The organism is Siccirubricoccus deserti (assembly GCF_014283215.1).
Classification (GTDB): Bacteria; Pseudomonadota; Alphaproteobacteria; order Acetobacterales; family Acetobacteraceae; genus Siccirubricoccus; species Siccirubricoccus deserti.
On sequence record NZ_JACOMF010000029.1, the window covers coordinates 1 to 11768 of the forward strand.

At 71.6% G+C, this 11768-nt stretch carries 12 protein-coding genes and 1 pseudogene; 6 read left to right on the forward strand and 7 right to left on the reverse strand.

From position 1 onward, the window contains the following. The 3 genes and pseudogenes from H7965_RS19285 to H7965_RS19295 all read left to right on the forward strand — a co-directional run. Nucleotides 1–112: pseudogene (locus H7965_RS19285) on the forward strand (IS630 family transposase); the annotation flags it as partial. A 127-nt stretch (nucleotides 113–239) separates the two neighbouring features. Then, complete coding sequence (locus tag H7965_RS19290; RefSeq protein ID WP_186772221.1) at nucleotides 240–842, forward strand: DUF1326 domain-containing protein; 603 nt, start codon at nucleotides 240–242, stop codon at nucleotides 840–842. A 2-nt stretch (nucleotides 843–844) separates the two neighbouring features. Further along, complete coding sequence (locus H7965_RS19295) at nucleotides 845–1651, forward strand: DUF2182 domain-containing protein (RefSeq protein WP_222440711.1); 807 nt, start codon at nucleotides 845–847, stop codon at nucleotides 1649–1651. Nucleotides 1652–1683: 32 nt separating this feature from the next. Here the strand turns inward: H7965_RS19295 and H7965_RS19300 are convergent, their stop codons facing one another. The 5 genes from H7965_RS19300 to fdhD form a co-directional block, all read right to left on the reverse strand. Then, nucleotides 1684–2199: a hypothetical protein gene (locus H7965_RS19300; RefSeq protein WP_186772222.1), complete on the reverse strand. Its 516-nt coding sequence runs from the start codon at nucleotides 2197–2199 to the stop codon at nucleotides 1684–1686. Next, nucleotides 2196–2789: a permease gene (locus H7965_RS19305; RefSeq protein WP_186772223.1), complete on the reverse strand. Its 594-nt coding sequence runs from the start codon at nucleotides 2787–2789 to the stop codon at nucleotides 2196–2198. The genes H7965_RS19300 and H7965_RS19305 overlap by 4 nt, the downstream gene beginning before the upstream one ends. A 102-nt stretch (nucleotides 2790–2891) precedes the next feature. Further along, nucleotides 2892–3017 (reverse strand): hypothetical protein, encoded by a 126-nt coding sequence (locus H7965_RS31100; RefSeq protein ID WP_261394307.1) that lies wholly within the window; start codon nucleotides 3015–3017, stop codon nucleotides 2892–2894. Then, nucleotides 3014–3688: a molybdenum cofactor guanylyltransferase MobA gene (gene mobA, locus H7965_RS19310; protein ID WP_186772224.1), complete on the reverse strand. Its 675-nt coding sequence runs from the start codon at nucleotides 3686–3688 to the stop codon at nucleotides 3014–3016. Before mobA ends, H7965_RS31100 begins: the two co-directional genes overlap by 4 nt. Next, on the reverse strand, nucleotides 3678–4565 hold the full coding sequence (gene fdhD, locus H7965_RS19315) for a formate dehydrogenase accessory sulfurtransferase FdhD (protein WP_186772225.1): 888 nt from the start codon (nucleotides 4563–4565) through the stop codon (nucleotides 3678–3680). Before fdhD ends, mobA begins: the two co-directional genes overlap by 11 nt. Nucleotides 4566–4650: 85 nt before the next feature. On the opposite strand from fdhD, the gene H7965_RS19320 reads away from it, so the two are divergent. Next, nucleotides 4651–5193, forward strand: a complete 543-nt coding sequence (locus tag H7965_RS19320) for a BON domain-containing protein (protein WP_186772226.1) — start codon at nucleotides 4651–4653, stop codon at nucleotides 5191–5193. Between the two features lie 50 nt (nucleotides 5194–5243). Here the strand turns inward: H7965_RS19320 and H7965_RS19325 are convergent, their stop codons facing one another. Continuing rightward, nucleotides 5244–6359: a YihY/virulence factor BrkB family protein gene (locus H7965_RS19325; RefSeq protein WP_186772227.1), complete on the reverse strand. Its 1116-nt coding sequence runs from the start codon at nucleotides 6357–6359 to the stop codon at nucleotides 5244–5246. Nucleotides 6360–6481: 122 nt separating this feature from the next. Between H7965_RS19325 and H7965_RS19330 the strand changes: the two genes are divergently transcribed. Both H7965_RS19330 and H7965_RS19335 read left to right on the forward strand, forming a co-directional pair. Further along, nucleotides 6482–7471, forward strand: coding sequence for a Bug family tripartite tricarboxylate transporter substrate binding protein (locus H7965_RS19330; protein ID WP_186772228.1), 990 nt, complete (start codon nucleotides 6482–6484; stop codon nucleotides 7469–7471). A gap of 53 nt (nucleotides 7472–7524) precedes the next feature. Next, complete coding sequence (locus tag H7965_RS19335; RefSeq protein WP_186772229.1) at nucleotides 7525–8115, forward strand: tetratricopeptide repeat protein; 591 nt, start codon at nucleotides 7525–7527, stop codon at nucleotides 8113–8115. Nucleotides 8116–8336: 221 nt separating this feature from the next. Here H7965_RS19335 and H7965_RS19340 read toward each other — a convergent pair whose 3' ends face one another. Then, entirely contained in the window at nucleotides 8337–11465 is a 3129-nt protein-coding gene (locus H7965_RS19340) for an Rne/Rng family ribonuclease (RefSeq protein WP_186772230.1), read from the reverse strand. Nucleotides 11466–11768: the final 303 nt, after the last annotated feature.

Below are 11768 nucleotides of genomic sequence, written 5' to 3' on the forward strand. Positions count from 1 at the left end.
CGCCGCGCGGACCATCGACGGGCTCTGGGATGCCATCCGCGACGCCCTGCCACGCTTTACCCCGGAAGAGTGCCGAAACTACTTCACCGCCGCAGGCTATGAACCAGAATGATCGGATTCCGCCCTAGCCTCATCAGGTCCGGCATTTCCACGGACCAGCCGGGGATTTGCGGCTGAACGCTCCCGGCTGACCTGGCGGCACCATTACAGGACAGGATGCATCACAACGGGGGTGAGCCATGGCCTATCATCTGGAAGGACGTCTGCTCGAGGTCTGTGACTGCCGCGTCCTCTGCCCGTGCTGGATCGGCGAGGATCCCGACAACGGCACCTGCGATTCGGTCCTCGCCTACCACTTCGACGCGGGCACGATCCAGGGCGTCGACGTGGCGGGGCGGACGCTGGCCATCGTCTCGCACATCCCCGGTAACGTCCTGGCCGGCAATTTCCGCATGGCCCTTTACCTCGACCAGGGCACCACGGATGCGCAGGAGAAGGCGCTGCTGGATGTCTACACCGGCAAGCTCGGCGGGCCAGTGGCCGAACTCGCGAAGCTGGTCGGCGAGGTCATCTCCGTGCAGCGCGTGCCGATCACCTTCGATGTGAATGAAGGCAAGGGCACGCTGAAGGTGGGCGACACCAGCCATGCCGAGATGGACCACTACAAGGGCCCGGACGGCGCGGTCACGACGCTCAGCAACACCATCTTCTCCACCGTGCCCGGCGCACCGGTCTTCGTCGGCAAGGCGACGCGCTACCGCTCGAAGCACGCCGAGCTGGGCCACGACCTCGATCTCGAAGGCCACAACGCGTTGCAGAGCACCTTCGTCTTCGACGCCTGACCATGCCGGCCTTCATGCCGGCGGCGCCCGGGCGGCCATGGCTGGTCCCGATCATGGGGGGGCTGGTGGGGATTGCCTGGGTGGCGCTGCTCCTCTGGGAGCAGAGCCCCTACGGCCGCTATCTCGACCATGGCCGCTGGACCGAGCTTGGCCTGGCGGCGGGGATCTGCCGCGTGCTGCCGGCGGGCGAGCTGCTGTTGCCGGGGCTGCTCTACGCCGGCGGCTGGCTGCTGATGACCGCGGCGATGATGCTGCCGACCATCCTGCCGCTGCTGCGGCGCTTCGATCGGCTGATTGCCGCGCGCGGCGACCGCACCGGACTGCTCGCGCTGCTGGTCGCCGGCTACCTGCTGGTGTGGCTGGGCTTCGGCGTGGCGGCGCATCTGCTGGACCTCGCCCTGCACGAGGCCGTGCGGCAATCCGACTGGCTGGCCTTCCATGCCTGGGTCCTCGGCGCCGGCGTGCTGGCGCTGGCCGGGCTGTTCCAGTTCAGCCGGCTCAAATACCATTGCCTCGACCGCTGCCGCACGCCGCTCGGCTTCATCATCCAGCATTGGCATGGGCGGACGCCGCGGCGGGATGCGCTGCGGCTCGGCGCGCATCACGGGCTGTTCTGCGTCGGCTGCTGCTGGGCGATCATGCTGCTGATGTTCGTCGTGGGCACCGGCAATATCGGCTGGATGCAGCTGCTCGGGGCGGTGATGGCGGCCGAGAAGAACCTTGCCTGGGGATGGCGGCTGAGCCGGCCGCTGGGCCTCGCCCTGCTGGGCTGGGCGGGGGTGATCGTGGCGGCCAATGGCTGGGCGTGAGCATCGCCGGCTGCGGCCACCCGGCCTCCGCCCTACGGTCTAACCAGTGCGTGCGGGAAGAAGGGCAGCAGCAGCCCGGCCAGCAGCCCCGCCAGCACCGGCAGGGCGAAGGAGGCGATCAGCCGGATGGCGATGAAGCGCGGCCCCAGCACCGGCCATTCCCAGGCGATCACCCGATGGAAGCCGAGGATCGCCCAGCCGGTGATCAGTGCTACCATCTGCGGCCCGCCGGCCCCCGCCTTGATGAAGGTCAGCACCAGCGGGAAGGAGACGAAGGGCCCGCCCGGGATGAAGCCGCCCGCCAGAGAGGCGATGGCGATGCCGGGCAGCCCGCTCTCCGGTCCCAGCCAGCCGGCGGCGACATCCGGCGGGATCAGCTCCGCCAGGAAGGCGGCCATCGGCAGCGCCACCAGCAGCAGCGGCAGCACCCGGGTGATGGTCTGCCCGGTCTCCCGCAGCGCCCGCTGGGCTGTCGGTACGCCGCGCCGCAGCGCCAGGCCGAAGGCGATGAGCGCCGCGGCGATGAGCAGGAACTGCCCGGGGGTCATAGGCCGGCCCGTGGCCGGCTGGCCGCCGCGTGGGGGCTGGTAGCGCCCTCGGCCGGCAGGGTGGCGCCCGGGGGTGCCCAGCGAATCGGCACCCGTCGTGCCAGCGCCCCGGCAATGAAGGGCATCGGCAGGCCGCAGAGGAAGCGCAGCAGGGCGAAATCGGCGCCGAGTAGCGGCACCTCCCACACCAGCACGCGCTGGAAGCCATTCAGCGCCCAGGCAACGACGAAGGCGATCAGCGCGCCGCGGTCCGCCCCCGCCTGGGCCAGCACCAGCACCAGCGGGAAGGCGGCCATCGGACCGCCTGGCATTACCATGCCGCAAAGGCTGGCCACCATCAGCCCGCGCCAGCCGCTTTCCTCGCCCATCCACTTTGCCAGGGCGCCGGCGGGGATCAACTGCTTCAGGCTGCCGGCCAGCAGAAGCCCCGCCAGCATTGCCGGCAGTACCATCAGGAAGACGTCGAAGGCGACGCCGAGGGCGCCGATGAAGGCCACGGGGCCGTGCAGCCCCCAGACCAGCGCCCCGGCGACGAGGCCGATGCCGCTGATGATCAGGATGCTGGAATGCCGTCGAAGAAAATTGAGCATGCGTGACAAGGCCGTCCTGGCCGCTGGACCGATTCCCCTGGCGCCTGGGGACCAGGTGTCAGGATCGGCCCATCAGGCGGCGGCGGCAACCCGTGCCGATGGCTACAGCCTCACCGCGCCGGTCTGATAGTGCTGTTCGGCGGTGCGCTGGACCTCGTTGTCCAGCACCAGGGCAGCGGCGGTGGCCAGGGCGACGGCGACGATGGTGCCGATGAGGAAGGCCTTCACGGCGGGTGCTCCCTGGAGTGGATATCGCCCGAGCGTATGGTTCCGCCACCGCCCGCTTGCAAGAGCGCTTCCGCCGCCGCCAGATCCTCCGGCGCATTGGCGTTGAAGAAGGGATCGACCGGGACCACCGGCCATTCCGCCGTGGCGCAGCCGAAGCGGGCGGTCCAGCGGTCGATCTTCTTCTCACCGGCCAGCAGCGCGGCGCGCAGCTCGCCTCGCAGCGCCACCGGCCAGAGGGCGATCGGCGGATGGGTCCAGCCGCCGGAGGCGGCGCAGGCCATCGGCACCCTGGCGGCCTGCCGCGCCGTCTCCAGCCGCGCCGCCAGATCGGGCGGCAGGAAGGGGCCGTCGCCGGGGACGGAGAGCACGGTTGGCAGGTCGGGCCGCTCCGCCGCGGCCCAATCGAGCGCCGCCAGCACCCCGGCCAGCGGCCCGGGAAAGTCGGGCAGCGGGTCAGGCACCACTGGCAGATCGTATTTGGCGAAGCGCGAAGGGTCGCCATTGGCGTTCAGGATCACCGCCGCCGCCTGCGGCCGGATGCGCGCCAGCACATGGTCGAGCAGCGGCCTGCCGCCGAGCAGCCGCAACGGCTTGTCGCCGCCGCCCATCCGCCGGGCCAGCCCGCCGGCCAGGATGACGGCGAGGATTCCCCCCGCCGGATCAGGCGGCATCCTCCGCCTCCCGGCTGTTCTTCCGCCAGTGCTTCGCGCTTTCCTCTGGCACATAGGCAAGGTCGGCGTCGAAGACGATGCGCTGCTCGCCGGCCAGGGCGACGAAGCGCTTGCCCTTGCAGCGGCCGATCAGGGTCAGCCCGACCTGCTGCGCCAGCTCCACGCCCCAGGCGGTGAAGCCGCTGCGGGAGATCAGGATGGGGATGCCCATGCGGACGGTCTTGATCACCATCTCCGAGGTCAGCCGGCCGGTGGTGTAGAAGATCTTGTCCGCCGGTTCGCAGCCGGTACGGAACATCCAGCCGGCGATCTTGTCCACCGCATTGTGGCGGCCGACATCCTCCATGTAGACCAGCGGTTCATCCGCCCGGCACAGCGCGCAGCCATGGATCGCCCCGGCTTCCAGGTAAAGCGTCGGCAGGGTGTTGATCCGGTGCAGCAGGCGGTAGAGGTCGGAAGTGCGCATCTCGGCCGACAGCGGAAGCCGGGCCTCGGAAAAATCCTCCATCAGGTCACCGAAGGCGGTGCCCTGGGCGCAGCCGCTGGTCAGGGTCTTCTTCTTCAGCTTGACCTCGTAGTTGGTGGCGCGTTCGGTGCGCACCACCACCACCTGCAGGTCGTCGTCGTAGTCGATGCCCGTCACCGCATCGTCGCGCCGCAGCATGCCCTGGTTCAGCAGATAGCCGAGCGCCAGATCCTCCGGCCGGTCAAGGATCGTCATCATGGTGACGATCTCCTGCCCGTTCAGATAGAGCGTCAGCGGCCGTTCCACGGTGACGCTGGTCTTGATCCGGGCGCCGGTGTGGTCGAGGCCGCTCACCCGGCGAGTGAGGCGCGGGTCGGCGGGGTCGGGCTGGACCAGCAGCGGCGTTTCCATGACAGGAGAGGGTGGGGCGCCGCCAGCCGCCGCGCAACCCGGCGGCATGGCACCGGTTGATCCAACGCACCGACAGGAGATCGCCATGTCCCGTTTCCGCTTCCCCGTCGATGCCGGCCTTGCCTCCGCCGGCACCCCGCCCAACGCCGCCGCGGTGCTGGCCAGGCTGGATGCGCTCGGCCTGCCGCACCCCGGCATCGAGGTGCGGGTGGCGGGTGGGACGGTCACGCTGAGCGGCCGGGTGGCCGATGGCGCGACGCAGGAGCGGCTGGTGCTGGCCGCGGGCAATCTGCATGGCATCGGCCTGGTGGATGACCGGCTGAGCAACGCCGAAACCCCGGGCCTGCTCGAAAGCCTCGGCAGCTTCGCCCGGCTGCCGCCCGGCAGCGCAAGCACCGCCCCGGCGGCGGAGGCGGTGCATGAGGCGCGGCCCGAGTCGAGCGAGCGCTTCGGCGCCGGCGGCAGCCTGTTCCACATCGTCGGGCCGCAGGAGACGCTGGAGAGCATCGCCGAGCGGCATTACGGCAATGCCGCCGCGGCACGCGGCATCCTCGAGGCCAACCAGCCGGTGCTGGAGTCGGCGCAGGCGGTGGCGCCGGGTCTCGTGCTGCGGCTGCCGCCGCAGTAGCACGGTGGCGGCTCCGGCGCCGATCGGCCTTGTCCTCGGCGCCCGGCCGCTCAGCTTGCCACGGTATCCGCCATGCGGGCCCCGCGGCCGCCCATCGGCCGTTCCGGCCCGGTGGTGGTATCGCGCGCGGTCTGGTGCTCCATCTCGGCATCCAGCTCCGCCCCGGCCAGCACCACCGTCGCCGAGAGCCAGATCCAGGTCATGAAGCCGATCACCGCGCCCAGCGAGCCATAGGTCTCATTGTAGTTGCCGAAATTCGCCACGTACCAGGAGAAGCCGAGCGAGAAGGCCAGCCAGCTGATTGCGGCCACCGCGCTGCCCCAGCTTACCCAGCGCCATTGCGCCTGCTCCCGGCTTGGCCCGTAGCGGTAGAGGCAGGCGAGAAAGAGGCCGACCACCAGCAGCATTACCGGCCAGCGGGCCAGCCGCAGCACCGTGTCCAGCACGCCGCCGAGGCCGATGAACTTCAGCGCGATGGGCAGTACGACGACGCCTGCCATCGCCAGCACCAGGAACAGGATGCTGGCGACGGTGAAGGCCATGGTCACCAGCAGCCGGCGGAAGAAGCCGCGCTTCTCCTTCTCCCCGTAAACGATGTTCAGCGCATCGACGATCGCCTTCATCGCCTGGTTGGCCGACCACAGCGAGGTGGCGAGGCCGATGATGGCACCGAAGCCGAGCGCGGTGTCGCCTTTGGCGGTGATCCGCCGCACCTGCTCATTGACGATCTCCACCCCGCCGCCCGGCACCACGCCGGCGAGCGCGTCGAGGTGTTCGGAGATGGTCGCCGGCTCGGCGAACAGCCCGTAGATCGAGATCAGCGCGGCCAGCGCCGGGAAGAGTGCCAGCAGGGTATAGAAGGTGACGCCGGCGGCCTCCGTCAGCACCCGGTCGTCGGAAACCTCCGAGACGGTGCGCTTCAGGATCTCCCACCAGCCGCGGGGCGGGATGTCCTTCGGGTGCGCGGCGTCGTGGCCGTGGTCGGACAGGTGTCCCGGGGCGCGGTCAGACGGGTGGTCGCTGCCGCGGGCTGCGCGGCGGTGTGGCGCGTCGCGGGGGACCGGCGCGGGGTGGTCGGCGCGGTTGGCGGTGAAGGCGGCCAGCAGCAGGCCGCTCGCCGCCAGCGCGCCGAGGAGAAGGGGGCTGGGTTTCGACTCCGCCGGCATCGGACGTCTCCGGGTGGGAACGTGTGGGAATGGGTTGCTGCGGCGAACGCGGCGGCGCGGCGATCGTCGCGAATTGCGCGTGTACCGCGTTCGAGGCATGGGACGGCATCGAGGAGACAACCATGCCTGCTTTGCCTCGCCGCGCCCTGCCACTGCTCGCCGCCGCCCTGGCCCGCCCCGCCCTGGCCCAGAACAGCTACCCCGACCGACCGATCAGCCTGGTGGTGCCCTTCCTCGCCGGCGGCTCCACCGACATCGCCGCCCGCATCCTGGCCGAGCGGATGGCGCCGAAGCTCGGGCCCAATGCGCGGATCATCGTCGAGAACCGGGCCGGGGCCGGCGGCTCGGTCGGCAGCGAATGGGTCCGGCACCGGCCGGCGGATGGCTACACCCTGCTGCTTGCCTCGGCCTCCGCGCTCGGCACCAACCCGGCGGCGATGCCGGCGCAGACCCCCTATGACCCGGTCGAGGATTTCACCCAGATCGCCATCGTCGGCGGCGGGCCGATGGTGCTGGTGGTGCCGGCGCAGTCACGCTTCCGCAGCGCCCGCGCGCTGCTGGATGCGGTGAAGGCGGAGCCCGGCCGCTACAGCTGGGCGACCAGCGGGGCCGGCGGCATCGGCCACCTGACCGGGGAGGCCATCAAGTCGGCCTCGGGCAACCTCCAGGCGGAGCATGTGCCGTATCGCGGCGGCTCGGCGGTGATGGAGGCGCTGGCCAAGGGGGAGGTGGACTACTCGCTGGAGGTGCTGGCCTCCACCGCACCGCATCTGCGGGATGGGCTGTCGCGCGGCCTGGCGGTGTCCTCGCTGCGGCGGCACCCGCTGTTCCCGGACATCCCGACGCTCGACGAGATCGGGCTGACCGGCTTCGAGATCAGCACCTGGAACCTGCTGGTGGCGCCGCGCGGCCTGCCGGCGCCGATCGCCCGGGCCTTGTCCGCCGCGGTGCGGTCAACGCTTGAGGACCGAGCGGTCGCAGAGCGGATGATGGCCGCCGGCGTCGATCCCGCGGCGCCCAGCACGCCGGAGAGCACCCGTGCCTTCCTCGCCGCCGAGGTGGCGAAGTTCAAGGCGATTGTCGAGCGGGCCGGGCTGCGGCTCGGGCGCTGAGGGCTGCACGGGAAGGCCTTGCCAAGCGCCGGCTGGCGCCCGAGGTTCGTGGCATGCGCTGGCTCCCCGCCCTGCTGCTGCTGATCGCCCCCGCCGTGCTGGCGCCTGATGCGCTGTCCCAGGCGCCGCACATGGCCCCCGCGCCGCGCGGTGCCGAGGCCCGCAAGGCGGAGCTGGACCGCGCCTTCGAGGCGCTGCGCACCGCGCCGGATGATGCTGGCGCGGCGCTGGTGGAAGCCCGTATCCGCCAACTCTGGGCGCAGGCCGCCACCCCCGCGGTGGCCCTGCTGTTGCGCCGCGGTGTCCGCAATGTGGAGGCGCAACTGCCGGTGGAGGCGCTGGAGGATTTCGACGCCGCCATCACCCTGGCACCGGACCTTCCCGAGGCCTGGCATCTCCGCGCCCAGGCCTATCTCCGTGCCGGCGACATCTCGGCGGCGGTGCGGGACCTGCAGGAGGTGCTGCGGCTCGAGTCCCGGCACTGGGCCGCCCTGCTGACTCTGGCGGCAGCGCAGGAGGAAGCCGGGGATGCCGCAGGAGCGCTGCGCAGCCTGCAGGCGGCCCTGGAGATCAACCCGAAGATGGCCGGCGGTGCCGACCGGCTGCGCGAGCTGCGGCGCAAGGTGGAAGGCGAGGCGTTGTAGCCGGCTTCGGCTGTGACGACCCTTTCGAGTCTCAATCTCACCCCGCCAAAGGCCGAAGGGCCTTTGGAATCCAGCAGTTTGAATGATGGGTTCCAAGGGACTTCGGCCCTTGGTGAGGGAGGTTGCGGGGCAAAGCCCCATTATTCCTTGCGTTCAGAAAGGGATCTCACGCAGGCCGTTCCTGGCCTGCGTGAATCCACTTCAATGGCTGCCGCGGCTGGCTACCGCCTCCACCATCCACGCTTGCGCGGCGCCGCCGGGTCGAGCGCATCGACGCTGACCGGCTGCACCACCGGTCCCTGCGCCGGTTCCTCCGGTGCTGCCGCAACCGGCTCGGGGGCTGGTTCGGGCGGCGGCGGGGCGGTCACGACCGGCTCCTCCGGCGCCACGACAGGCTCAGGCTCAGGCTCAGGCTCGGGTGGCGGCGGCGGGGCGAGGGCAACCGGCTCCTCCGGCGGTGCTGCTGGACCCGGCTCGGCTGCCGCCTCGACCACCTCGGCCGGTGCCTCGGCGGCCAGGGCTTCGGTGGGGGCCACCTCGGCCGCCGGCGCCTCGGCCTCCGGTGCGGCTGGCGTCCCGCTCACCACCGTGGCGGCGGCTCGGGCGCGGCGGCTGGCCGCGGCGGCGGCTTCGGCTGCCGCTTCAGCGGCTTCCATCGCCGCCAGTATGTCGTCGACCTGGCCGGCGAAGGGGTCGGCCGGGGTCGGGCCGAGGTAGCGCGGCGTCGGCTGCGCCATCGGCTCCGGCGCGTGGGCAGGGGCCTCGGCGCCCTCGGACCGGGCCGGGCGGCGGCGGCGGCGGCGGCGGCGGGTGCCGTCGCGGCCTTCCTCGGTGCCATCCTCGGCGGTCTCGGCCGTGGCTTCGCCGCCGGCATCGCTTGCGGCTTCGGCGCCGGCCTCGGCACCGCCCGGGGCATTGCCCTCTGCGGCCGGCCTGCCGACCGGCTCCACGCTGGCTTCGGCGGTGGACTGCTCCTCGGCCTCCTCGCCATCCTCCTCGTCATCCTCGGCCTCGCCCGAGGCGCCGAGCGGCACGCCGGCATCAGGGCGGGTGCCGTTGCCGCCGCGCCGCCGGCGCCGGCGGCGCTTGCGGCGGCTGGCCTCGGCCTCGGCCTCGGTCTCGCCATCGCGGGGCGGCCGCGGGGCTTCGTCGCGACCGGCGGCCTGGGATTCGGCATCGGCCTCCTCGGCCACCTCCTCCTCCGGCTCGGGCTCCGGGGCGAAATCCATGCGCAGCGCGGCGGGGCTGGTCTCGGCCACCCGGGCCGGATCGGCGGCGCGCAGCTTCTCCAGCCGGAAGGCCGGCGGCAGCAGCGTGTCATCCGGCTCGAACAGCACCGACATGCCGAAGCGCGCCTCGATCGCCGCCAGCTTGTCGCGCTTGCGGTTCAGCAGGTAGAGCGCGATCGAACTTGCCACATGCACGCAGAGCTCGGCGGTGCGGCGCCGGGCGCCTTCCTCCTCGACCGCGCGCAGCACCTGCAGCGCGCTGCTCTCGACGCTGCGGACCTGGCCGCGGCCCTGACAATGCGAGCAGGTGACGAAGGTGGTCTCGGTCAGCGAGGGGCGCAGCCGCTGCCGCGACATTTCCAGCAGGCCGAAATGGCTGATCCGGCCGACCTGGATGCGGGCGCGATCGAACCGCAGAGCCTCCTTCAGCCGGCGTTCCACCATGCCGTCGTTGCGGCTCGACTCCATGTCGATGAAGTCGATGACAATGAGGCCGGCAAGGTCGCGCAGCCGGAGCTGCCGTGCGATCTCGTCGGCGGCCTCAAGGTTGGTGCGGAGCGCGGTGTCCTCGATATGCCGCTCACGCGTCGAGCGGCCCGAGTTCACATCGATGGCGACCAGCGCCTCGGTCTGGTTGATGACGATGTAGCCGCCGGAGCGGAGCTGCACCGTCGGGCTGTGCATGGCATCGAGCTGCTGCTCCACCTGGTGCCGGGCGAACAGGCCGCCGTCGCGGTAGAGCTGGATCTTGCGGGCATGCTGCGGCATCAGCATGCGCATGAACTCGCGGGCTTCCTGGTAGGCCGGCTCCCCATCCACCAGGATCTCCTCGACATCACGCGAGAAGACGTCGCGGATCGAGCGCTTGATGAGGTCGGCTTCCTCGTAGATCAGCGCCGGGGCGGTGGAGGAGAGGGTGCGCTCGCGGATATTGTCCCACAGCCGCAGCAGGTATTCGCAGTCGCGGCGGATCTCGGGCTTCGGCCGCTGGGCGCCGGCGGTGCGGACGATCAGCGACATGCCCTGCGGCAGGCCGAGATCGTCGATCACCTCGCGCAGCCGCTTGCGGTCGGTGGTGGAGGTGATCTTGCGGGAGACGCCGCCGCCACGCGGCGAGTTCGGCATCAGCACGGAGAAGCGGCCGGCGAGGGAGATGTAGGTGGTCAGCGCCGCGCCCTTGGTGCCACGCTCCTCCTTGACCACCTGGACCAGCATGATCTGCCGGCGGCGGATCACTTCCTGGATCTTGTAGTGGCGCATGAAGCGGGGGGTGAGGCGGCGCTCCCGCGCCACCTCCTCGGAGCCTTCGCCGCCGATGGTCTCGGGCGGCGGCGCCTCCTCCTCGCTGTCGCTGTCGCCGTCGCCGCGGTCGAGGCCGTTGCCCGCCTCATGGCGGTGGCTGGCCTGGCCGTCGAGTTCGGGCTGGTCGCCGTCGCCGGGGACGGCTGCGGCGACGGCGGGCGCCGTGGTGGCTTCGGTATCGGCGACCTCGGCCGTGGCGGCTTCGGCGATCGCCCCCGCGGTGGCCGGGGCTTCGGCTGGACGCTGTACAGCCGTTTCGACTGGTGGGGCGGCAAGGATTTCCACCACGGGGGCGGCCTCGGCCAGCTCAGACTCGGCCGGGGTGGCCTCGGCCAGCGGAGCCTCGGGCACGGCGGCCTCAGCCGGCGACGCCTCGGCGGAGGGTTCGGCCGCGACCTCGACCTCGGGGGCCGGGGGGGCGGTGGGCTCGTTCTCGGCGGCGGCCTCGGGAGCCGCGGCCTCCGCGGCCGGCGCCTCGGGGTGTTCCGCGGCGGCGTCGGCGGCTTCCTCGGCCTCCTCCTCCTCGCGCGCCTCGGCGGCCTGCATCTCCAGCAGGCGCTGCCGGTCGGCGATCGGGATCTGGTAGTAATCCGGGTGGATTTCACCGAAGGCCAGGAAGCCGTGGCGGTTGCCGCCGTATTCCACGAAAGCGGCCTGCAGGCTGGGTTCGACCCGGACCACCTTGGCCAGGTAGATGTTGCCCTTCAGCGGAAGGCGATTGGCGGCCTCGAGGTCGAATTCCTCTAGCCGGTTGCCGTCCAGCACCACCACGCGGGTTTCTTCCGCGTGGGATGCGTCGATCAGCATGCGCTTGGTCATCGAAGCGGTTGCTCCGCGCCGCGCGGCACCGGAGTGCGGCACGGCGGATCGGGGTGAGGTGTCCCGGGCAGGGGCGGCGATGCGGCGCAAGACACGAGCATGCTGCGGCGTCACCTCCTCGCTCGGCGGGGGCCGGGCCCGGGAACCACGCGCGCCCCAGGAGGATGCCTGGACGGCAAGCGGTGGCGGCCCGGGGCGACGCCCCTGGGTTCACGCCCCGTCTGCTGCCCTGGCAGGGCAGGCAGGACGGCGTTCGGTCACGCAGCCACCGAGGCAGCCGCAGGCAGGACGCATCCATGCCGA

Excerpts from the sequence above, each read along its gene's own strand:
- H7965_RS19290 (WP_186772221.1), top strand. The coding sequence starts at position 240 with ATGGCCTATCATCTGGAAGGACGTCTGCTCGAGGTCTGTGACTGCCGC.
- H7965_RS19295 (WP_222440711.1), top strand. The coding sequence starts at position 845 with ATGCCGGCCTTCATGCCGGCGGCGCCCGGGCGGCCATGGCTGGTCCCG.
- H7965_RS19300 (WP_186772222.1), bottom strand. The coding sequence starts at position 2,199 with ATGACCCCCGGGCAGTTCCTGCTCATCGCCGCGGCGCTCATCGCCTTC.
- H7965_RS19305 (WP_186772223.1), bottom strand. The coding sequence starts at position 2,789 with ATGCTCAATTTTCTTCGACGGCATTCCAGCATCCTGATCATCAGCGGC.
- mobA (WP_186772224.1), bottom strand. The coding sequence starts at position 3,688 with ATGCCGCCTGATCCGGCGGGGGGAATCCTCGCCGTCATCCTGGCCGGC.
- fdhD (WP_186772225.1), bottom strand. The coding sequence starts at position 4,565 with ATGGAAACGCCGCTGCTGGTCCAGCCCGACCCCGCCGACCCGCGCCTC.
- H7965_RS19320 (WP_186772226.1), top strand. The coding sequence starts at position 4,651 with ATGTCCCGTTTCCGCTTCCCCGTCGATGCCGGCCTTGCCTCCGCCGGC.
- H7965_RS19325 (WP_186772227.1), bottom strand. The coding sequence starts at position 6,359 with ATGCCGGCGGAGTCGAAACCCAGCCCCCTTCTCCTCGGCGCGCTGGCG.
- H7965_RS19330 (WP_186772228.1), top strand. The coding sequence starts at position 6,482 with ATGCCTGCTTTGCCTCGCCGCGCCCTGCCACTGCTCGCCGCCGCCCTG.
- H7965_RS19335 (WP_186772229.1), top strand. The coding sequence starts at position 7,525 with ATGCGCTGGCTCCCCGCCCTGCTGCTGCTGATCGCCCCCGCCGTGCTG.
- H7965_RS19340 (WP_186772230.1), bottom strand. The coding sequence starts at position 11,465 with ATGACCAAGCGCATGCTGATCGACGCATCCCACGCGGAAGAAACCCGC.